Annotated in this window: 22 protein-coding genes; 11 read left to right on the top strand and 11 right to left on the bottom strand. The window is 54.1% G+C overall.

The annotated features are described in order from the left end of the window. Positions 1-192: 192 nt before the first annotated feature. From K5Y33_RS04660 to K5Y33_RS04650, 3 genes are read right to left on the bottom strand one after another with little or no spacing between them, the layout of a single operon-like run. The gene (locus K5Y33_RS04660) at positions 193-786 is read right to left on the bottom strand and encodes a Slp family lipoprotein (protein WP_222233340.1); all 594 of its coding nucleotides are present in this window, start codon (positions 784-786) and stop codon (positions 193-195) included. A gap of 60 nt (positions 787-846) precedes the next feature. Next, complete coding sequence (gene tsaB / locus K5Y33_RS04655) at positions 847-1,545, bottom strand: tRNA (adenosine(37)-N6)-threonylcarbamoyltransferase complex dimerization subunit type 1 TsaB (protein WP_101764196.1); 699 nt, start codon at positions 1,543-1,545, stop codon at positions 847-849. Between the two features lie 51 nt (positions 1,546-1,596). Continuing rightward, positions 1,597-3,507 carry an ATP-dependent DNA helicase gene (locus K5Y33_RS04650; RefSeq protein WP_176970030.1) on the bottom strand — a complete coding sequence of 637 codons (1,911 nt, stop codon included), beginning with the start codon at positions 3,505-3,507 and terminating at the stop codon, positions 1,597-1,599. 124 nt (positions 3,508-3,631) lie between these two features. On the opposite strand from K5Y33_RS04650, the gene K5Y33_RS04645 reads away from it, so the two are divergent. Then, positions 3,632-3,976: a RidA family protein gene (locus K5Y33_RS04645; RefSeq protein WP_101764194.1), complete on the top strand. Its 345-nt coding sequence runs from the start codon at positions 3,632-3,634 to the stop codon at positions 3,974-3,976. 14 nt (positions 3,977-3,990) lie between these two features. Here K5Y33_RS04645 and K5Y33_RS04640 read toward each other — a convergent pair whose 3' ends face one another. Further along, positions 3,991-4,188: a YoaH family protein gene (locus K5Y33_RS04640; protein ID WP_008110398.1), complete on the bottom strand. Its 198-nt coding sequence runs from the start codon at positions 4,186-4,188 to the stop codon at positions 3,991-3,993. Between the two features lie 110 nt (positions 4,189-4,298). Here K5Y33_RS04640 and pabB point away from each other — a divergent pair, with 110 nt between their 5' ends. From pabB to K5Y33_RS04620, 4 genes are all read left to right on the top strand, one after another. Further along, positions 4,299-5,657: an aminodeoxychorismate synthase component 1 gene (pabB, locus tag K5Y33_RS04635; protein ID WP_222233339.1), complete on the top strand. Its 1,359-nt coding sequence runs from the start codon at positions 4,299-4,301 to the stop codon at positions 5,655-5,657. 1 nt (position 5,658) lies between these two features. Then, positions 5,659-6,228, top strand: coding sequence for a CoA pyrophosphatase (locus K5Y33_RS04630; RefSeq protein WP_222233338.1), 570 nt, complete (start codon positions 5,659-5,661; stop codon positions 6,226-6,228). A 736-nt stretch (positions 6,229-6,964) separates the two neighbouring features. Then, on the top strand, positions 6,965-8,329 hold the full coding sequence (locus K5Y33_RS04625; protein ID WP_101764191.1) for an L-serine ammonia-lyase: 1,365 nt from the start codon (positions 6,965-6,967) through the stop codon (positions 8,327-8,329). Between the two features lie 219 nt (positions 8,330-8,548). Beyond that, entirely contained in the window at positions 8,549-10,111 is a 1,563-nt protein-coding gene (locus K5Y33_RS04620; RefSeq protein ID WP_192234061.1) for an EAL domain-containing protein, read from the top strand. Between the two features lie 54 nt (positions 10,112-10,165). Here K5Y33_RS04620 and K5Y33_RS04615 read toward each other — a convergent pair whose 3' ends face one another. Continuing rightward, positions 10,166-11,731: a TerC family protein gene (locus K5Y33_RS04615; RefSeq protein WP_101764189.1), complete on the bottom strand. Its 1,566-nt coding sequence runs from the start codon at positions 11,729-11,731 to the stop codon at positions 10,166-10,168. A 511-nt stretch (positions 11,732-12,242) separates the two neighbouring features. Here K5Y33_RS04615 and manX point away from each other — a divergent pair. The 4 genes from manX (at position 12,243) to K5Y33_RS04595 (ending at position 15,484) form a co-directional block, all read left to right on the top strand. Next, entirely contained in the window at positions 12,243-13,214 is a 972-nt protein-coding gene (manX, locus tag K5Y33_RS04610) for a PTS mannose transporter subunit IIAB (RefSeq protein ID WP_192234065.1), read from the top strand. A gap of 58 nt (positions 13,215-13,272) precedes the next feature. Beyond that, the gene (locus tag K5Y33_RS04605; RefSeq protein ID WP_064738889.1) at positions 13,273-14,073 is read left to right on the top strand and encodes a PTS mannose/fructose/sorbose transporter subunit IIC; all 801 of its coding nucleotides are present in this window, start codon (positions 13,273-13,275) and stop codon (positions 14,071-14,073) included. A 14-nt stretch (positions 14,074-14,087) separates the two neighbouring features. Further along, positions 14,088-14,933 carry a PTS mannose transporter subunit IID gene (locus K5Y33_RS04600; protein WP_008110411.1) on the top strand — a complete coding sequence of 282 codons (846 nt, stop codon included), beginning with the start codon at positions 14,088-14,090 and terminating at the stop codon, positions 14,931-14,933. A 92-nt stretch (positions 14,934-15,025) separates the two neighbouring features. Next, positions 15,026-15,484 carry a DUF986 family protein gene (locus K5Y33_RS04595; RefSeq protein ID WP_222233337.1) on the top strand — a complete coding sequence of 153 codons (459 nt, stop codon included), beginning with the start codon at positions 15,026-15,028 and terminating at the stop codon, positions 15,482-15,484. On the opposite strand, the gene rlmA is transcribed toward K5Y33_RS04595, so the two are convergent. From rlmA to K5Y33_RS04575, 4 genes are all read right to left on the bottom strand, one after another. Next, a complete protein-coding gene (gene rlmA / locus K5Y33_RS04590) occupies positions 15,481-16,287 on the bottom strand; it encodes a 23S rRNA (guanine(745)-N(1))-methyltransferase (RefSeq protein WP_222233336.1) in 807 nt (268 codons plus the stop codon). The genes K5Y33_RS04595 and rlmA overlap by 4 nt on opposite strands. 141 nt (positions 16,288-16,428) lie before the next feature. Further along, positions 16,429-16,638, bottom strand: a complete 210-nt coding sequence (gene cspE / locus K5Y33_RS04585) for a transcription antiterminator/RNA stability regulator CspE (RefSeq protein ID WP_008110414.1) — start codon at positions 16,636-16,638, stop codon at positions 16,429-16,431. 83 nt (positions 16,639-16,721) lie between these two features. Beyond that, positions 16,722-16,796 (bottom strand): DUF2627 domain-containing protein, encoded by a 75-nt coding sequence (locus K5Y33_RS04580; RefSeq protein WP_110866451.1) that lies wholly within the window; start codon positions 16,794-16,796, stop codon positions 16,722-16,724. Positions 16,797-17,479: 683 nt separating this feature from the next. Further along, positions 17,480-17,755, bottom strand: a complete 276-nt coding sequence (locus tag K5Y33_RS04575) for a YebO family protein (RefSeq protein WP_008110415.1) — start codon at positions 17,753-17,755, stop codon at positions 17,480-17,482. 216 nt (positions 17,756-17,971) lie between these two features. On the opposite strand from K5Y33_RS04575, the gene K5Y33_RS04570 reads away from it, so the two are divergent. Next, complete coding sequence (locus K5Y33_RS04570) at positions 17,972-18,208, top strand: YobH family protein (protein ID WP_008110416.1); 237 nt, start codon at positions 17,972-17,974, stop codon at positions 18,206-18,208. Between the two features lie 36 nt (positions 18,209-18,244). Here the strand turns inward: K5Y33_RS04570 and kdgR are convergent, their stop codons facing one another. Then, the gene (gene kdgR, locus K5Y33_RS04565) at positions 18,245-19,036 is read right to left on the bottom strand and encodes a DNA-binding transcriptional regulator KdgR (protein WP_101764185.1); all 792 of its coding nucleotides are present in this window, start codon (positions 19,034-19,036) and stop codon (positions 18,245-18,247) included. Positions 19,037-19,228: 192 nt separating this feature from the next. On the opposite strand from kdgR, the gene K5Y33_RS04560 reads away from it, so the two are divergent. Next, positions 19,229-20,611, top strand: coding sequence for an MFS transporter (locus K5Y33_RS04560; RefSeq protein ID WP_222233335.1), 1,383 nt, complete (start codon positions 19,229-19,231; stop codon positions 20,609-20,611). A 47-nt stretch (positions 20,612-20,658) separates the two neighbouring features. Here the strand turns inward: K5Y33_RS04560 and htpX are convergent, their stop codons facing one another. Then, positions 20,659-21,540: a protease HtpX gene (gene htpX / locus K5Y33_RS04555; protein ID WP_101764183.1), complete on the bottom strand. Its 882-nt coding sequence runs from the start codon at positions 21,538-21,540 to the stop codon at positions 20,659-20,661. Positions 21,541-21,702: the final 162 nt, after the last annotated feature.

Here is a 21,702-nt window from a genome sequence, read left to right as displayed (position 1 = left end):
CTTGTTGCGTAGCCATCGCCGCCTCGACAATCAATGTTGTTAACAATATTTTAACTGATTGTACCAGTTTGCCTGTTTCGGCATTTTCAGGTTGCGAAGCGCATCACTAAATTTCGCGCATCGGTTGCGCGCCCAATAAAAAGGCCCGTTCGCAAGCACCGCGACCGGGCCGTAAATAACATTATAAAAAGCTTATTCGGTGAGGATAGTTTGCACCTGCGCCGGTTGGCCAAGGTTCATGCCCCAATACGGATTGGGTCCCCAATATCCCGGACGATGGCGCGTTGGGCCATACCAGATGTAAGGATCAATCGGCTGCGGCGGCGTCATCACCTGTTGCGTCAGATGCCAGCGCTGATAGCCGCGCGCATCGATCACCACAAAGTTGTAACTGGCCTTACCGATATCGCCTTTCTCGGTGCCTTTGATGTTGCCCAGCACCGTAATGTATTGGTTATTCAAATCGACCGGATCGACAAAGCCGCGGATGTCAGCAAAGATGCGGCCAACCGAAGCTGCGCCTAAACGCGGACGCGCGCTCTCATCCAGCGGCTGGGTCGCAATTTCCACGCGCGTTAAGCCGTTGAGATTGGTGACCTTCACCACTTTCCCGCCGAAGCGTGATTCCTGACCGACAAACAGTTGCGGCGCGTTCATCACGCGCAGTAAATCTTGCTGTGGAAGCTCAGAACTTCCTTTAATTGAATCTGGCACCGAAACACAGCCGCTGAGCAGCATTGCGCAGGCTAACAGAGCGCCAGACATCCCTTTACGACTTATTGGCATAGCACTTCTCCTGTTATTTCTCTGATTAGACTGAGCACGCGAAGATAAGTTGCGCGCGGCCTAGCGTCCCGGCAACTTTTTCCATGCCACTTCATTGCGCAGATAAACCGGCTCGGCATTCTCCACCGCAACCGCTTCATCACGCTGCCAGGCGCTGAGCGCCAGCGGCAGCATATCTTCCGCCGCCGGTAACAATACCTCTGAGGCAATAAGCTGCGCGCCTGGCGAGGTGAGCAGATGCGGATAGGCTTGCCAGCCGGTGCCAACAGCCGTCCATTCGCCACCTAATGCGGCAATACGTTGCTGCGCCACGTCGGGTTTGATCACCGCTTCGGTTTCCGCGCCCTGCCATTCACCGTTTTCGTCGCGCTGATATTCAGCCCAATAGAGTTCGCCCATGCGCGCGTCGATTGCGGCCAGCACGCGCGTCGCGCCGGTCAAACGCCACGCGCCCTGCGCCATGGTCGCTAACGAGGAGACGCCAATCATCGGCAGATTCGCGCCAAGCGCCAGCCCTTGAGCAATGCCAATGCCGATACGCACACCGGTAAAACTGCCCGGTCCACGGCCAAACGCCAGCACGTCAAGCGCGGTCAGCTCCAGCTGCTGCGCCTGCAACAGCTCCTGAACCAGCGGCAGAATACGTTGGGTGTGATCGCGCGGGGCGATTTCAAAGCGGGCATCAATCTGCTGCAGATTTTGCAGCGCGGCAGAACAGGCTTCTGTCGCCGTGTCCAGGGCTAAAATTCGGGCGGACATAACAACCTCAGAGAGTCAAAATGGCGCGCATCTTATCACAGCCTGGCACAATTAGTGATCCACTGGCTGACGGACAAATTCGATGGCACGCGCAATATCGCGGGTGCGCGGCGTGGGTGGCAAACTGTTCAGGAACAGGCCGCCGTAGGGGCGAGAAACCAGGCGCTGATCGCAAATCACCAGTACGCCGCGATCTTCGGTATCACGAATTAAACGCCCCACGCCCTGTTTCAGGGTGATTACCGCATCAGGCAGTTGCACATCATTGAAGGGATCGCCGCCGCGCAGGCGACAATCTTCCATGCGGGCTTTGAGCAGCGGATCTTCCGGCGAGGTAAATGGCAGCTTGTCGATGATTACCAGCGACAGCGCATCGCCGCGTACGTCAACACCTTCCCAGAAGCTGCTGGTGGCGACCAACAGTGCGTTACCGGCTTCCAGGAACTGCTTTAGCAGCTGTCCTTTACTGGTTTCACCTTGCAGCAATACCGGCAACGTCATGGAAGCACGAAACTCAATGGCTAACTCGCGCATCATCTTGTGCGAGGTGCAGAGGAAGAAGCAGCGCCCTTTGTTGGCATCAATCAGCGGCTTCATCATGCGCGCCAGCTGGCGCGCGCCGCCGGGATGATTGGGTTCCGGCATGTTGCGTGGCACACACAGCAGCGCTTGCTGGGTGTAATCGAACGGGCTGTCGAGGATCATCGTAGTAGCGTTATCCACGCCAAGGCGGCTGGAGAAATGGCTCATCTGCTCATTCACCGCCAGCGTGGCTGACGTGAAAATCCACGCAGCTTTGCGGTTATCCATCACTTCCCGGAAGCGTTCCGCCACCGACAGCGGCGTCAGCGCCAGCGTGAAATGGCGGCTATTGCACTCATACCAATAGCTGAAGCCGGGCTCGTCAATGGCGCGCAGCCGTTTCAGGCGCGTGCGATACAACGCCGCGCGCTCAAAGGCGGCGTCCAGCAGCGCAGAGCGCCCCAGCGACAGTTTGATCACGTCGTAACAGAGTTCGAGCGCATCATCCAGCAAGGTAAACATGCGCATGATGTTGTTATCGCTCAGCAGATCGCGCAGGTTGCCGCGAAAACCCGGTTCGCCGAGCGTCAAACGAAAATCCTGCGCGCACTGCGCCAGACGATCGGCAGATTTCTGCAGCTGCTGCACATCCCGCACTTCGGTGCGATAGGCGATGATGATGTCTTTGGCGAGGTCCTGCAGTTGACGGCTCGACAGCTGCTGACCGAAATACTGGCTGGCGATATCGGGGAGCTGATGCGCTTCATCGAAGATCATCACATCGGCCTCCGGGATCAGTTCGCCAAAGCCGCCCTCTTTCACCACCAGATCGGCAAGAAACAGATGATGGTTCACCACCACCACATCGGCGTCCATGGCTTTTTTGCGCGCTTTGACCACGAAGCAATCTTTATACAGCGGGCAATCGCTGCCGAGGCAGTTATCGTTGGTGCTGGTGACGAACGGCCAGATCGGGCTGTCTTCGGCCACGCCGTTGCAGTTGCTGACGTCGCCATCGGTGGTTTCTGACGACCAGCCGCGCACGCTGATCAAATCGCCCAGCGCCTGAACGCTGAGATCGCCGCCGGTTTGATTCTGCTGCTCAAGACGTTCGAGGCATAAATAGTTGGAGCGTCCTTTAAGCAGCGCAGTTTTGCCGCTGAACTTAAGGGCACGCGCGATGGTAGGCAGATCGCGATTATAGAGCTGATCCTGCAACGCTTTGGATCCGGTGGAAACAATGACTTTTTTCTTTGCCCGCAATGCCGGCGCCAGATAGGCATAGGTTTTACCGGTTCCGGTGCCCGCTTCTACTACCAGCTCGCCGCCTGTTTTCACCGCCTCGGTTACCGCTTTGGCCATTTGGCGCTGTGCTTCACGCGGTTTAAAGCCCGGAATTGCCTGCGCCAGTGCGCCATCAGCTGCAAAATCGTCTGCCACACTTCCTCACATCAAAAATTATAACCACTGTAATTATGTCAGGATTCCCGGCGAGCAACCACAACAGATGACATGCGCCCCTGGGATATGGCAGGCTAGCGCAGCAAAATTAAAGGAGAACAGCATGACCATTACGCGTATTGATCCAGAGCACCGTATGTCCGAAGCCGTGGTGCATAACCAAACCGTCTATTACACCAGCGTACCGGAAAACCTGGATGAAGATGCGGAAGCGCAAACCGCCAATGCGTTGGCGGTGATTGACGCCCTTCTGACGCGCGTGGGATCGGATAAGAGCAAGATCCTCGACGCCACCATTTTTCTGGTGGAGAAAAGCGATTTTCCGGCGATGAATCGCGCCTGGGATGCGTGGGTTTCGCCAGGCAATGCGCCGGTGCGTTGCACCGTGCAGGCCGGTTTGATGAACCCAAAGTATAAAGTCGAAATTAAAATCATCGCCGCGCTGTAAAATCCGTTCGGGCGTTATTCGTTGTCGTCTTCTTCATCCTCGTCGTCTTCGAACATCGCCCGAATGGCTTCACCTTTATAGGTTTGACGAATCTCCTGCGCCACCTGCGCAATCGCCTGTCCGCTCGACATACCGCCCGCCATCAATTCCTGGATGCGTTCAACCGCTTGCTGCTGTTGCTCATGGGATAACGCTGGAAGACCTGTAAACATAATTCACTCCTGGTGCATGGGGGACGCATTATTACCACGTGGAACAAACGGGTGCCAGCAACAAAAAAATATGTCAGGCTAGCGACCTGCTTGCTGAAGTGATTTGTCCCATGATGGTAAAAAGCCTCGTTCTGAAGTATACGCCCGAAACGCTGTTACACCTTTTTGCTCCGCTAGCCCACCAACGCTGGGCGATGTTGCTGACCTCCGGCCAGGCCGATCATGCGGATAACCGCTTTGATATCCTCACCGCCGATCCGCGCGCGACGCTGACTACACGCGGTGCCAGCACTGAAATTATCTGCGGTGATGACGTCATTCACTCCGCCGCCGACCCGCTGTTGCTGGTGCAACAACAATGTGCCGCGCTGGGTGTCACGCCGGCTTTTGATGCCGGGTTACCGTTTCAGGGCGGCGCCCTTGGCCTGTTCGGTTACGATTTAGGACGACGCTTTGAAGACCTGCCGCAGCGCGCGCTGCAGGATCTCACCACGCCGGATATGGCGGTGGGCATTTATGACTGGGCGCTAATCGCCGATCACCATCTGCAACAACTGACGCTGGTTTCGCTCACCGATGCCGAGCAGCGTTGGCACTGGCTGCAAACACAAACCGCGCCGCCTGCCGAGCCTTTCGCCTTGACCAGCGAGTGGCAATCCAACCTCAGTTATGACCAGTATGCGCAGCGGTTCCACGCGGTGCAGGCCTATATTCAAGCCGGTGATTGCTATCAGGTGAATCTGGCGCAGCGTTTTCAGGCGGGCTATCGCGGTGATGAGTGGCAGGCATTTTTGCGTCTGACGCAGGCGAATCGCGCGCCGTTCAGCGCCTTCCTGCGTTTGCCGGACAGCGCGCTGCTGAGTTTATCGCCAGAGCGCTTCCTCGCTTTACAGCAGCAGGAGATTGAAACGCGTCCGATTAAAGGCACTTTGCCGCGTCTTGCTGATGCCGAGGCCGACCGTTTGCAGGCAGAGAAGCTCGCCAACTCGCAGAAAGATCGCGCTGAGAACCTGATGATTGTCGATCTGCTGCGCAATGATATTGGCCGCGTGGCCGTGCCCGGCAGCGTCAGCGTACCGGAACTGTTCGTGGTTGAACCTTTCCCGGCGGTGCATCATCTGGTCAGCACCGTGCGTGCACGTTTGCCTGAGGCGCTGAGCGCAACCGATTTGCTGCGTGCTTGCTTCCCCGGCGGTTCTATCACCGGCGCACCGAAGATCCGCGCGATGGAGATCATCGAAGAGTTAGAGCCGCATCGCCGCAATGCGTGGTGTGGCAGCATCGGCTACATCAGCCTGTGTGGCCGTATGGATACCAGCATCACCATTCGCACGCTGATTGCGGAAAACCATCAGCTTTACTGCGCCGCCGGTGGCGGATTAGTGGCAGACAGCGATCTTGATGCCGAATATCAGGAAACCTTCCATAAGGTGAACCGTATTTTGCCCAGCCTGCGTGATGGGACCTGAAATGAATTTAACCCTTGAGCAGTTCCTCAGCCGCTTTGTCCTGCAACCGCCGCTGCATGCGCCGAAAAGTGCCATCAGCGGACGCCGTGCGGCGGTACTGGTGCCGGTGATCGACGGCGCAGAACCTGGCTTGCTGCTCACGCGTCGCTCATCGCACCTGCGTAAACACGCCGGGCAAGTCGCCTTTCCCGGCGGCATGCAGGATGCCACAGACACCTCGCTGATCCACACCGCACTGCGTGAAGCGCAGGAAGAAGTGGGAATTCAGCCGGAACAGGTGCTGGTCATCGGCGTTCTGCCGCCGGTGACCAGCAGCACCGGTTTCGCTGTGACGCCGGTAGTGGGCATTATTCCGGCTGATTTTGCTTTGCAGCTCAACCCGGACGAAGTGGAAAGCGCCTTTGCCATGCCGCTGTCGGAAGCATTGCGTTTGAGCCGCTACAGCGATCTCACCTTGCGCCGTGGTCATCGCCAACATCAGGTTTGGTTATCCTGGTATGAGGATTATTTTATCTGGGGCATGACCGCCGGGATTATTCGTGCGCTCGGTCAACAAATCGCCCTGCCGTAAATCACCTAATGCTTGCCAGTTAAACTGTCTTTTTGCTTCAGATCTGGTGCGGGCTCTGACACATCTGCTGCGTCACGGGCCGTCCTCGCGCCGCTAGCGCGGTGCCTTCGGCTTCCACGTCGTGCCGACGGACCGTTCGCGGATCGGCCATCCTGGCCGGCCCCGAACTGCCTCACGCATCCATGCGTGAGGCTCCTGGCCCAACGTAAAAGCCTCAGCGCTGCGAATGGCCCTTTTGCCACAGCAGACGCGCCAGCGCCTTTAGCAAATGAGCCCCTTTCATCAACATACACTGAAGCTTCAGAGCAGGCCGGGGCCGCTTTTGGGCAGGCATTCCGCAGCGCTGAACGAAGCGAGGAAGCCAGGAGAGCCCGCAGGACGCGGGCGAAAGGTGGAACCGGGACAAGGAAGTCCCGTCTCCGCCGGTCCGTCAGGCAGACGAGCGAAGTGAAGGTACCGCGTTAGCGGCGCGAGGACCGCCGGACCAAAAGTGGCCCCGGCCAGCTCACTCTTCGTTTGCTGACCAAACAAACAATGTGCCGTAAAACCCCGTTTCGTTAGCCTTTCGCCGGGAAAACAGATCCGCTTCACAACTGTACAAACGGATAACTATTTCTGTGGTTTATAATTAGTTTATTTCATGCGAAAAGCTGCTCGTTATACGGCATGGGCGATTACTATTAGCCGCATAAACGGCTTATGCCGTGCAGAATAAGATTTGTGAGGAGTGTCACCGGTGATTAGTGTTTTTGACATGTTTAAAGTGGGCATCGGCCCATCCAGTTCACATACCGTCGGCCCGATGAAAGCGGGCAAGCAGTTTGTTGATCTGCTGGCCGAACAAGGCAAATTGCAGGACGTGACGCGCGTGGCGGTTGACGTCTATGGTTCGCTGTCGCTCACGGGCAAAGGTCACCACACTGATATCGCGATTATCATGGGCCTGGCGGGCTTCGAACCGGCCACCGTCGATATCGATGGCATTCCCGCGTTCATCAAAGATGTGGAGCAGCGCGAACGCTTGCTGTTAGCCAACGGCGCGCGCGAAGTGGATTTCCCGCGTGAAGGCGGCATGGTGTTCCGCAGCGAAAACCTGTCGCTGCATGAAAACGGCATGACGGTATTTGCCTTCGCGGGCGATCTGCTGATTCTGAGTAAAACCTACTACTCCATCGGCGGCGGTTTCATCGTCGATGAAGAGCATTTCGGCCAACCGGTGTTGAACGAAGTTTCCGTGCCGTGGCCTTTCCACTCTGCTAAAGAGCTGCTCAGCCACTGTCGCGAAAGTGGGCTGTCGCTGTCCGGTTTGGTGATGAAAAACGAACTGGCGCTGCATACTCGCGACGAGATTTACGCCTATTTTGGCAACGTGTGGCAAACCATGCAGGCCTGTATCGACCGTGGTCTGAATACCGAAGGCGTACTGCCGGGACCGTTGCGCGTACCTCGTCGTGCGGCTTCACTGCGCCGTTTGCTGGTGTCATCCTCAAAGCACTCGAAAGATCCGATGGATGTGATCGACTGGGTGAATATGTTTGCGCTGGCAGTGAATGAAGAGAACGCGGCCGGCGGTCGTGTGGTGACGGCACCTACTAACGGTGCCTGCGGCATCGTGCCAGCGGTGCTGGCCTATTACGATCACTTTATCGAACCCGTTACGCCCGATATCTTCATCCGCTACTTCCTCTCTTCTGGTGCGATTGGCGTGCTGTATAAAATGAACGCCTCTATTTCGGGTGCCGAAGTGGGCTGTCAGGGCGAGGTGGGCGTGGCGTGTTCCATGGCAGCCGCCGGTCTGGCGGAACTGCTGGGCGGCAGCCCGGAACAGGTGTGCGTGGCGGCGGAAATCGGCATGGAACACAATCTGGGATTAACCTGCGATCCAGTCGCCGGCCAGGTTCAGGTGCCGTGCATTGAGCGTAACGCCATCGCTTCCGTAAAGGCCATTAACTCCGCGCGCATGGCGCTGCGCCGTACCAGCGAACCACGTGTGTCGCTGGATAAAGTGATTGAGACCATGTACGAAACCGGTAAGGACATGAACGCTAAATACCGTGAAACCTCTCGCGGCGGATTAGCGATTAAGGTCCAGTGCGATTAACGCTTCGCTGGTGATTTAAACAACAGTTGGCTATTTTTATTCATCTGTAGCTACCTCCAACTGAGTAAAACAGATACATTGATTTCGAGCGCGGCCCTTTGTGGCCGCGCTTTTTTTAGTGCCGTATTTTTTATTCAGCCGCGCTAAACCTGGCCGCCTCAATGCCGATAACCTACACGTTAATTTGGCTTCAATCTTTGTTTTGCAAGGTGGTTACTGATGCTCATTCCCCAGCAATTTGTGGGTCAATTTCGCCGTAAGCGACTGCTTATTGCGTTAGTGATCGCCTCGCTGGTTCTGGTCCTGACGCTAACTTTTCGTTATATCGAAGAGAAATCGCGCATTGAGCAGCAGTCGCTGAATTTCGCCACCCGCGCGATTGAACGCTTTGATCGTATGTTCTCGCCGCTGGATGTTTCCGCCAACAACACGCTCGGTTTGGTTGGCGTACCTTGTGCGCAAGTGCGTTATCCGCTGATTGAGAAAATTGCCGCGCTGCAAACCGTGCGCACCGTGCTGCTGGTTAAGGACGACGCGCTCTACTGCTCCAGCATTTTCGGCCCGCAAAACCTCTCCTTCAGCCAAACCTATCCTGAATTAGCTATCAATAATCAGCGCATGATGTTGGCCACGGACAGTGATCTGTTGAAAGGATCGCCGGTGCTGCTGCTGTGGACGCCAAAATCGCTGGATAATCGCGAAGGTCTGCTGCAAGTCATTAATATTGAATTGATGACCAATTATCTGCTGGAGCCGCAGTTGCCGTGGGTTGAGCGCGCCATTTTCAACGTGGGTGGTCAGAGCCTTGAATACGGTAATCCGCTGATTGAACAAACTGAACCGTCTGAAGATGAAGTGGCGTACGATCAGGCATCACTGCGTTATCCGTTTAGCATCACCTTGTACGGCCCTTCTCCCGCCCGGCTGGCGCTTAACACGCTGCCTTCACAGCTGCCGCTGGCGCTAATGCTCAGCCTGCTAATGGGGTACATCGTCTGGCTGGCGACCGCCAATCGCATGAGCCTCAGTTGGCAGATCAGTTATGGCATCACCGCTAACGAATTTATGGTTTATTGCCAGCCGCTGATTAACGCCAAAAGCGGCGAGTGTGACGGCATGGAGCTGCTGCTGCGCTGGCATAACCAGCGTCAGGGCTGGATTGCGCCGGATGTGTTTATTCCGTTGGCCGAGCGGCAAAACCTGATCGCGCCGTTGACCCGCTTCGTGCTGGCGAAAGTGGTGGCTGAGCTGCCCAATCTGCCGCAATGTCCGTCGTTCCACATTGCGATTAACGTTGCCGCCAGCCATTTTCGCGATCGCGCCATTGTGGAAGATCTGCAAAATATCTGGTGGCCGGCCAATCCCATGCCAAAACTGGTGGTTGAGCTGACGGAGCGTGATGCCCTGCCAATCATCGATCAATCGGTGGTGTCGCAACTGCATGAAATTGGTGTGCGTCTGGCGATTGATGATTTCGGCACCGGCCACAGTTCGCTGGCTTATCTGAAAGACCTCCAACCGGATGTGCTTAAAATCGACAAGATTTTCACCGCCGCCATTGGCACCGATGCGATTAACGCGACCGTTACCGATATGGTGATCTCGCTGGCGCAGCGCCTGAATATTTCACTGGTGGCGGAAGGTGTGGAAACTGCCGAGCAGGCACACTATCTGCGTGAGCGCGGCGTCGACCATCTGCAAGGCTATTTCTACGCGCGACCTATGCCGATTGAGGATTTCCCGCAATGGCTGGAGCAGCATCAGGCGCAGCTAAGCGCATAAAAAAACGGCCACTCCTTTTGGCGTGGCCGTTATTGTTTACTTCAGTCCGATGATTTACCCGGCGTGTTCTTCGTGGTCGAATGGCTTATCTTTGGTGACGCGCACCAGATCGATACGATAATCGGTCGCCTCAATCACCTGGAAGTGCAGCGGCGGCAAATCAATCACTTCGCCGGGCAGCGGCAACTGGCCTTTCTGTGCAATCAACAAACCGGCTAGCGAAGCGTGATCTTCATCGGCTTTCACCAACTCGTGATGATCCAGCAGCTGTTGCAGCGAGTGTAAATCGGTCCCGCCCTTCACTAACCAACCGTCACCATCGGCAATGATATCTGGCGTTTCGTCTTCATCCGGGAACTCACCGGCAATCGCTTCCAGCACGTCCAGCGGCGTGATTAAGCCCTGCACCACACCAAATTCGTTGGTGACAATTACAAAGCTACCTTTAGCACGGCGCAGCACGCCCAGCAGATTGATTGGGTCCAGGGTTTCCGGAACCACTATCGCCGGCGTGTTAGCCGCAAAGGTCGCCACATCCATGCCGTGTTCCAGCGCCACCAGCAGCTCTTTGGCACGCACCACGCCGATGATTTCATCCAGCTCACCGCGACATACCGGGAACAAACTGTGTGGCGTATCCAGCAGCTGAATACGAATTTCATCCAGCGGACGCGAAACATCCACCCACGAAATGTTACCGCGCGGCGTCATGATGCTACGGATTGAACGCTGCGATAACGTCAATACGCCGTTGATCATGTAGCGCTCTTCATCCTTAAACGCTTCCTGCGGCATCGCTTCGGTCAATGAGGTTTCTTCAGTTGTCGTCGCTTGCTTACGCTGGCGTCCACCCATCAAACGCAGAATCGCTTCGGCGGTGCGTTCACGCATCGGGCGATGTTCCTGATGCTTAATAAAGTTACGGCGCGCAATCTGGTTAAATAGCTCGATGATGATCGAGAAGCCGATCGCAGCGTACAGGTAACCTTTGGGAATGTGGAAACCAAAGCCTTCGGCCACCAGCGACAAACCAATCATCAGCAGGAAGCTCAGACACAGCACCACCACCGTTGGGTGTTCATTCACAAAACGCGTCAGCGGTTTCGAGGCCAGCAGCATGACGCCCATGGCGATCACCACGGCGGTCATCATCACCGGCAGATGGTTTACCATACCGACCGCAGTAATCACCGCGTCGAGTGAGAACACCGCATCCAGCACCACAATCTGAATCACCACCGCCCAGAAACTGGCGTAGCTCTTATTGCCCTGATGTTCGAGCCCGCGGTTCTCGAGCCGCTCATGCAGTTCCATGGTTCCCTTGAATAACAGGAACAAACCACCGAACAACAGAATTAAATCTCGTCCGGAAAAGCTGAAATCGCCTACGCTGAATAAGGGCCGCGTCAGCGTCACGATCCAGGAGATCAGCGACAGCAAGCCAAGACGCATGACCAGAGCGAGCGACAAACCAATTAGACGGGCTTTATCGCGCTGCTTCGGCGGCAATTTGTCCGCGAGGATGGCGATAAACACCAGGTTATCAATGCCGAGAACAATTTCCAGCACGATCAGCGTGAGCAAACCCGCCCAAATTGAGGGGTCGAAGAGAAATTCCATCAATGACTCCTTACCGGACGTGAAGGCGCACGAAATTGAGTCTGCACCAGAGGGCGAGACGAGAGATCGTTACAGGCGGTGATAACGCTGAAGAGCGTGGAAGCGGGCGCGGAAAAGCGCTGAGAACATGTTGAGCGACGTCGGTGACGGTCCATAAAGGTGAGCTGAAGCCCGGTACTCCTGAATAAAAAACAGAACGCTAATGTATCAGTTACATCAACGACGTCAAAAAAATTTATTACATTTACAAATATCTACGTTAACGCAGGAATATCGAACAAAAGTGCACATTAGCGCCGTTACGCGCGAAATAGCTGACAAACATCACATAATTTATTTTTTCGATCACTAAAATAAATCGCGACCTTATCGCTGTGCAGCGGATTGTTGCGTTTTATTTATTGATGCTTTTTCTCTATCACATCATCAACGATCCACCTGAAACACTAACGGTAATATTCAATGATTCCCGGCAATGCCAGAGAATCTCTCACGCGAACGGAGGTAGCAAGTGACCATTGCTATTGTAATTGGTACACATGGCTGGGCGGCAGAACAGTTGCTTAAAACAGCAGAGATGCTGTTGGGTGAGCAGGAAAATGTCGGATGGATTGATTTCGTTCCCGGCGAAAATGCAGAAACGCTAATCGAAAAGTATCAGGCACGGCTGGCCGATCTCGACACGTCAAAGGGCGTGTTGTTCCTGGTCGATACCTGGGGTGGCAGTCCATTTAATGCGGCCAGCCGCATTGTGGTGGATAAGGATGACTATGATGTCATCGCTGGCGTCAACATTCCGATGCTGGTTGAAACCTTGATGGGACGTGATGACAACCCATCGCTGGAAGAACTGATTCACATCGCGGTAGAGGCCGGTCGTGAAGGCGTTAAAGCCCTCAAAACTGAAACGCCAGCGCAAGCCGCAGCTGCGCCTGCTCCGGTTGCAGCGAAAGCACCCGCTCAGCCGCAAAAACCAATGGCTGCAGGCGATCACATGAAAATCGGCCTGGCGCGTATTGATGACCGCTTGATTCACGGGCAAGTGGCCACGCGCTGGACCAAAGAGACCAACGTTACCCGCATCATCGTGGTATCTGATGAAGTGGCGAACGACCATGTGCGCAAAACGCTGCTGACGCAGGTGGCCCCGCCAGGCGTTACCGCGCACGTGGTGGATATCGATAAGATGGTTCGCGTGTGGAACAACCCGAAATATGGCAACGACAAGGTGATGCTGCTGTTCACCAATCCTACCGATGTGGTGAGGATTGTCGAGCAAGGCGTGGACATTAAGTCGGTCAATATTGGCGGCATGGCGTTCCGTCAGGGCAAAACGCAGGTGAACAACGCGGTATCGGTGGATGAAAAAGATATCACGGCGTTCCGCAAACTTAATGAGCGCGGTATCGAACTGGAAGTACGTAAAGTGTCCAGCGATCAGCGACTGAAAATGATGGACCTGATCGCCAAGGTCAATCCGTAGTTCGCCCTTTGCCTGCATACGTGGGCGAATTTTAGAGACCTTGCAGAGGAGAAATGCAATGGAGATAACCACGCTACAAATCATTTTGATATTTATTGTGGCCTGTATTGCCGGGATGGGATCGATTCTTGATGAGTTTCAGTTCCACCGTCCGCTGGTGGCTTGTACCTTAATCGGTGCGGTCCTCGGTGATATGAAAACCGGTATCATCATCGGCGGTACGCTGGAGATGATTGCACTGGGCTGGATGAACATCGGTGCGGCCGTTGCACCGGATGCGGCGCTGGCTTCGATTATCTCAACCATTCTGGTTATTGCCGGTGGTCAAAGCGTGGGCGCCGGTATCGCACTGGCGATTCCGCTGGCTGCAGCCGGTCAGGTTCTGACCATCATCGTGCGTACCATCACCGTGGCCTTCCAACACGCCGCCGATAAGGCAGCCGAGAAGGGTAACCTGACGGCGATCAGCTGGATCCACGTATCCGCGCTGGTACTGCAGGCGATGCGTATTGCCATCCCAGCACTGATCGTGGCGATTTCTGTCGGTACTCACGTGGTTCAGGAACTGCTGAACTCAATTCCAGACGTGGTCACCAACGGCCTGAACATCGCCGGCGGCATGATCGTGGTGGTGGGTTACGCGATGGTCATCAACATGATGCGCGCGGGCTACCTGATGCCGTTCTTCTACCTTGGCTTCGTTACTGCAGCCTTCACCAACTTCAACCTGGTTGCGCTTGGCGTGATTGGCGTGGTGATGGCGGTGCTGTATATCCAGCTGGCACCGAAATATAACCGCGTTGCAGGTGCTGCAACCAGCGGTCCTGCAAACAATGACCTCGATAACGAACTCGACTAGGAACAGGTGAAATCATGGTTGATACAACTAACACTCCAAAGAAACTCACCCCCGGCGATGTCCGCGGTGTGTTCCTGCGCTCTAACCTGTTTCAGGGTTCGTGGAACTTTGAACGTATGCAGGCGCTGGGTTTTTGCTACTCAATGGTGCCGGTGATTCGTCGCCTCTATCCAGAAAACAACGACGAACGTAAACAGGCGATTAAACGTCATCTTGAGTTCTTCAACACCCATCCTTACGTAGCGGCGCCTGTGCTGGGCGTCACCATGGCGATGGAAGAGCAGCGTGCCAACGGTGCGCCGATTGATGATGCGGCGATTAACGGCATCAAAGTGGGTCTGATGGGTCCGCTGGCGGGTGTGGGTGACCCGATCTTCTGGGGTACCGTGCGTCCGGTGTTTGCTGCGCTGGGTGCCGGTATCGCGATGAGCGGTAGCCTGCTGGGTCCATTGCTGTTCTTCATCCTGTTTAACGCCGTGCGTCTGTTGACGCGTTATTACGGTGTGGCGTACGGCTACCGTAAAGGCGTTGATATCGTCAGCGATATGGGCGGCGGTTTCCTGCAGAAACTGACGGAGGGCGCGTCGATTCTCGGCCTCTTTGTCATGGGGGCCCTGGTTAACAAGTGGACGCATGTGAATGTGCCGCTGGTAGTGTCGCGCATTACCGACCAGACCGGTAAAACCACGGTTACCACGGTGCAATCTATCCTCGATCAGCTGATGCCAGGCCTGATTCCACTGCTGCTAACCTTTGGCTGTATGTGGCTGCTGCGTCGTAAGGTGAATGCGTTGTGGATTATCGTCGGCTTCTTTGCCCTCGGTATCTTCGGTTACTGGATCGGCCTGCTCGGTCTGTAATCATCCCGCCGGGAGCCCTGCTCCCGGCTATTATTGAGCGGCATTATCTGAGCGCCCACGTTGAGATAATTTCGATTGAGGAAGAACATCTTATGTCACTGACTGACGCCCTGATCGCCCTGCTGATTGCAGGCTTCATTTTGTTCGCCATCTATGATGAAGCGATCCTGCCGCGCCGTAATGGCCCTACAAAACTGCGCGTCGCACTGCGCCGTCGCCATAAAATCGATAGCGCCATTTTCGTGGTGCTGCTGCTGATTCTGCTGTGGAACAACATGGATAAACATGGCACACAACTCACCACCAATTTGCTGATGGTGCTGTGCTTTATGGCGATTTGGTTATTCTGGGTGCGCAGCCCGAAGCTGTTGATGAAGGAAAATGGACTGTTTTTTGGCAGCGTGTGGATCGACTACGATCGCATTCAGAGTATGAATCTGTCAGAGGATGGCATTCTGGTGATGCAGCTGGAGCAGCGCCGCCTGCTGATTGCTGTCAAACAGCTTGATGACCTGGAACGGATCTACAATACGCTGGTGGAGGCGCGTTAATCGCGCTGCCATAACGTCAGCATAAAGTCGGCATCACAGTTAAACTCGCTGGATGCCGCCAGGTTCTGCCACACTTCTTCGCGTGCACGCCAGGCAAATGGCGTCATCTGCAATAAGCTCACCGCCTCACTTCCGCTCAACGTCATGCTGTAATGCAGATTTTGTTGATCGACCTGCCTGAAGCCGGCATACACCTTCTCTTCCGCCGCGTGCAGCTGCACTTCGCGATAAATCAGCGCCTTGAATTGCTGCAAGTGATGCGGTCCCGGCGTCACCGTTAGCAGGTAGCCACCTGCTTTAATTACGCGGCTCAGCTCATCTTCATTGCAGGGCGCATAGATGCGCACCACGCCATCCAGAGAAGCATCGGCAAAAGGTAAACGCTGGCTGGACGCCACGCAAAATTTCACCTCGCGATAACCTTTTGCTGCCATGCGAATCGCCGCTTTCGCTACATCCAGCCCAAAGAGTTGCGCCTGCGGTAACGCATCTGCCATCGCCGCAGTGTAATAACCTTCTCCACATCCGATATCTAACAGCTGCGCACCTTGCTCACTCAGATGCTGCGCGAGGATCCCGGCGACACCCTCTTGCAACGGCTGATAGTGTCCGGCATCGAGAAAGGCGCGTCGTGCCTGCAGCATCTCGGCGCTATCGCCCGGTTCGCGCGAACCTTTGTGCTGCACCGGCAGTAAATTGACGTACCCTTCTTTCGCCTGATCAAACTGATGACCTGCATCACAGCGGAAGCTATTCGCCTGCTGCAATAAAGGCTGATGACAAAGTGGGCAAATCAAAGACATAGACAACTCCGGGTTAGCAATTCGCGGCGCAGTTTACCCTGATCATCTGGCTACAGAAAGAATAAAAGAAAAAGCCCCGTTCAGTGAACGGGGCTTTAGGATTCGTTTCAGTGGTGCATGGCACCGAGCCTGAGGGCGAAATCAGATTGGGGTAACGTTGACCGCAGCAGGACCTTTCTGGCCATCCTGGATTTCGAACTCAACGCTTTGGCCTTCGGCCAGAGTTTTAAAACCATTGCCCTGGATTGCAGAGAAGTGTACGAACACATCTTTGCTACCATCAGCAGGAGTAATAAAACCAAAACCTTTAGACTCGTTGAACCACTTAACCTGACCTTTAATCTTTGCCATTTCGCAAATTTCCTTTCAATGATTATATTGCCCGCAGGCAGACTTACAGATAAACCAGAGACATTACTGAATGAGGCACTAATTTAAGGTTCGGCAAGGAAGCGGTATTCAACGTCAACGTCTTTACTCGTAACTTCTTTACTGAAGATGCCATACATAAACAGAACTGTACCTCGTTTGACCTACGATTTGTTATCACATATCCGTAAATTAATGGCAAGCCATTTTTAAACGGTGATCGACGTGACGCACATAATTAGTTAATTGGCGCTGCACTTCATCAATCAACATATTGACACCCAACGCGGAAGGTGCGCAAAAAAGGGTTATCAGTCAGTATAGTTAGCGCCAAATTGCCGCTTAGTCAAGCGCAGCGGTAATGTCTATATTGGTACAATTTTAGGGGTTAACAGTACGACAAAAATATTGCACTAATATGGCATCAATAAAATATTCCACTGAAAACTTCGCTCGCTACACAACAACTGCGCGCCGTTCAAATCTTGTACAAATAATTTTCTCAGGTATAAGTTATTAATTGCTTTGCACCAAAATCAGGAGAAACCAATAATATGCGCCCCATATAAACGCATTAACATTAAGTGGCATTTATCTCAATTTTAACTATCTACCCAACAATTAAATGTTAAAAAGAACATTGAAGAGCTTGATTTAACAAAAACTCCTTAGGATAAATCTTAGTTGAAATTCTTTCTGGCAGGTATGGTTGCTATTCACACCTGGCTTAAAAGGGAAATTATTAGAAGCCTTTATCCCGCCACGCACCATTTCAGTGCGCAGCGGTTGCCATAACGACGATTATTTTCCCCCTTTTAACGGCTTAACGTTCCGGGATCATCCGAATAAAATCGCGTTTTTCATCCGCGTCTTCATCCGCTGGTGGTTTTGCTGTGGATGGCTGTGCGTCAACCAGACGGCGCAGGAGCGCATTCTGTTTCTTTTGCTCTTCGATAACGGCTTCCAGCAAACGGATCTGCTCACTGGCACGCACGCTTGCCCGGTTGACAAAGAACCAGACAATAAAGGCCACAAGAATGATGATGGCCAGAACGCCATAGTTAAACAGCGGGCTGGTGTTTGCGGCTAATTCGTTCATAACTGCCTCTATAGTCAAAAATCAAACATCTACTCCGCCGCTGATTCTACTCGCTGCCGACGCAAAAGATAATGGGTAGCGACGGAAAGCAGATTATCCCGCCTGCCCTCTCTTTCAGTTATCTCTGATCGATTCGATGGCTAAAGCGCGGCATGCTGTTACAGTAGATTCGCAGCAAGGTTGGATGCGCTGCGTTGTGTATCACAAGGAGATAAGATGAAACTACTTATTCGGACGATTATGCTGGTGGCATTAATTTGGTTAGCGATGCTGCTGACCGGCTATGGCGTACTCACCGGCAGCAATAAGAATGCGGCGGGATTGGGGCTGCAATGCAGCTATCTGACCGCACGCGGTATGATTACGGCACAGTATCTGCACACAGACAGCGGTATCGTCGGCGTAACGGATTGTCCACTGCTGAAGAAAAGTGGCGAAGTGGTCGACAATTAAGCGTTGAAACGGGCTGGCAACAGCCCGTTTTTCATTTCAGAAAGGATAGTTGTGGTAGCCCATTTGTTCAGACAGATTGCGCGCCGCACGATGCAGCATCGCCACATACTCATTTTTGGCTTCTTCGGAAAAACGAATGGTGGGGAACGAGATGCTTAGCCCCGCAATCACCACGCCAAAACGGTCAAATACCGGCACCGCGATGCAACGTAAGCCCTCTTCCTGCTCTTCATTATCTTCGCCAAATCCCTGTACTTTTACCTGATCCAACACCGCTAGCAACGCTTCTGCAGTGACAATGGTTTTCGCGGTACTGCGGCGGAATTCCACTTCGCTCAGGATCTCCTGTACTTCAGCGCGATCGCGCCATGCCAGCAGCACTTTACCAATCGCGGTGGTGTGCAGTGGATTGCGGCGGCCGATGCGCGAATACATACGCAGGTTATAAAGAGAATCGATTTTATGGATGTAGACGATGCTGTCTTCTTCCAGCGCGCCGAGGTGAATGGTTTCTTTAGTCAGACGCGACAGCTCACGCATCTCAATATCGGCGCTACGAATCAGATCAACGTTCTGCAACGCTTTGGCGCCGAGTTCGAACAGCTTGAGCGTCAGCGAGTATTTCTCACTTTCTCCTTCCTGCGCCACATAGCCAAGCGATTTCATGGTCTGTAAAAAGCGATAAACGGTACTTTTTGACATCATCACGCGTTGGGACAGTTCGGTGATGCCGTGATCGCGCTCTTCGCCCAGCGCCTGCAGAATGCCAAACACTTTCATCACTGATGAAACCGAGTCTGGCTGTTTATCATTATCACTGCTCGCCATGGCGCGTATCCTTTTTGACAGTGTTTCAAAAAAAACGGAACAGAAGCGCCAGTATATGCGTTTCAGCATGATGGCGGCAACGACTGACGCTAAGTGACACATCCACACGTAATTTTATGTCAATGAATGCGGTGCTTTTCGGCAGCGAATTGATTAGCATGATGATATTCACTCTCTTTACTTACTTTACTTATGCCTTCTATTGTTGCCCAGGATGGATTACCCCTTCCACAGCGCTATGGCGCGATCATCACCATTGCACTCGGTATTATGATGGCGGTGCTGGATGGAGCTATCGCCAACGTGGCCTTACCAACCATTGCGCGTGAATTGAATGCCAGCCCAGCCGAATCGATCTGGATTGTTAACGCCTACCAAATCGCCATCGTTATTTCGCTGCTGTCGCTGTCGTTTCTCGGCGATATGCTCGGCTACCGCCGCGTCTATCAGGTTGGACTCGCGCTGTTTATCGCTACCTCACTGTTTTGCGCCCTCTCCTCATCGTTGAATACGCTGACCGTGGCGCGTGTGCTGCAAGGCTTTGGTGGTGCCGCATTGATGAGCGTGAACACGGCGCTTATCCGTATCATCTATCCACAGCGCTTCCTCGGGCGCGGTATGGCGATCAATTCGCTGATTGTTGCGGTCTCCAGCGCGGCCGGTCCAACCGTAGCAGCGGCGATCCTGTCTGTTGCCAGCTGGAAATGGCTGTTTCTGATCAACATTCCACTCGGCATCGTTGCGCTGTGGTTGGCGTTGCGTTTCCTGCCGGATAACACCCAGAAAGCCAAACAACAGAAATTCGACGTGCCAAGCGCGGTGATGAATGCGCTGTTCTTTGGCCTGCTCATATCGGCACTGAGCGGTTTCTCGCAGGGACAAAACGGCTGGCTGATTGTGGCCGAATTGGTAGCATTGGTGTTGGTGGGCATTGTTTTCGTTCGTCGCCAGTTAGCGATGCCGGTGCCATTGCTACCGGTGGACTTGCTGCGCATTCCGATCTTTTCGCTGTCGATCGGCACCTCAATTTGCTCGTTCTGCGCGCAGATGCTGGCGATGGTGGCGTTGCCGTTCTTCCTGCAAAACGTGCTGGGCCGGGATGAAGTGGCAACCGGCTTGCTGCTCACGCCGTGGCCGCTGGCAACCATGGTGATGGCACCCATTGCAGGTCGCCTGATCGAGAAGTTCCATGCCGGATTATTAGGCGGAATGGGATTAGCGATGTTCGCTGCCGGGCTATTCCTGCTGGCGCTTTTACCGACGCAGCCAACTGACGTGGATATCATCTGGCGCATGATGCTGTGCGGTGCCGGTTTCGGCCTGTTCCAGTCGCCTAACAATCACACCATCATCACCGCAGCACCGCGTAACCGCAGCGGTGGTGCCAGCGGAATGCTGGGTACCGCGCGTCTGGTGGGACAAAGCAGCGGCGCGGCGCTAGTGGCGCTAATGTTTAATCTGTTCAACGACAGCGGCACACACGCCTCACTGCTGTTAGCGGGTAGCTTTGCCAGCGTCGCTGCCTTGGTGAGCCTGGCGCGCATGACGCAGTCGCGGCAGGCTGCTGAGTCATAGAAACAGCAAGGGCGCCATCTGGCGCCCTTTTTTCTGTCTATTACCGACTACTTCAGGTATTCGCCGCTACGCAGCGCTTCGATACGTTTATCGAGCGGCGGATGCGACATGAACAGCTCGCTCAACGATTTGTTTTTACCGTTGATGCAGAATGCCATCATGCTGCTTGGCTCCTGCGGCTCGTAACTGGTTTTCAGACGCTGCAGTGCGGCAATCATCTTCTCGCGTCCAACCAGTTTGGCAGAACCCGCATCGGCGTGGAATTCACGGTGACGTGAGAACCACATGGTGATGATGCTGGCGAGGAAGCCGAACAGCAGTTCTAACACCATCGAGACCGCGAAATACACCATCGGATTTCCGTTGCTGCTCTCTTCACCGTCGCGGTTACCCGACAGGAAGCCGGAAGCGATCTGCGCCAAAATTCGCGAGATGAAGATCACAAAGGTGTTCACCACACCCTGAATCAGCGTCATGGTGATCATGTCACCGTTGGCGATATGGGCGATTTCGTGCGCCAGCACCGCTTCAGCTTCATCACGGCTCATGTTTTGCAACAGGCCGGTGGAAACAGCGACCAGCGACGCGTCTCGGCGTGCGCCTGTCGCAAAGGCGTTAATGTCGGGCGCGTGATAAATCGCCACCTGCGGCATCGCAATGCCAGCCTGTTGTGCCTGGCGGCCGACGGTATCCATCAGCCAGCGTTCCGTCTCATTACGCGGTTGTTCAATGACTTCACCGCCAACGGAACGTAGCGCCATCCATTTAGACATCAGCAGTGAAACAAACGCACCGCCGAAGCCAAACAGACCTGCCATAATCATCAGACCCATAACACTGCTTGACTGGATTCCTGTCAGACTCAAAATCAGTCCGAATACCAACATCACCGCCAGGTTGGTGAGCAGGAAAAGAGCAATACGCATCATAAACGTTAATCTTCCTCAGTTGTGCACGCGCATATGCGCGGATATCTATCCTATGGTCATCGCCGCGCATTTCAAGCAACCTTAATCTTTAAGTGCCTAAAAAGACATAACTTTACATTAGGCAGTGAAGTGCGAAGTTCGCTGCGTTAGTAAGGCTTAACA

It is taken from the genome of Pantoea sp. DY-17 (genome assembly GCF_019795975.1).
GTDB classification, from domain to species: domain Bacteria; phylum Pseudomonadota; class Gammaproteobacteria; order Enterobacterales; family Enterobacteriaceae; genus Pantoea; species Pantoea leporis.
The sequence above is the reverse complement of the archived record's forward strand: the minus strand, read 5'-3'. Positions and strand labels throughout refer to the sequence as shown.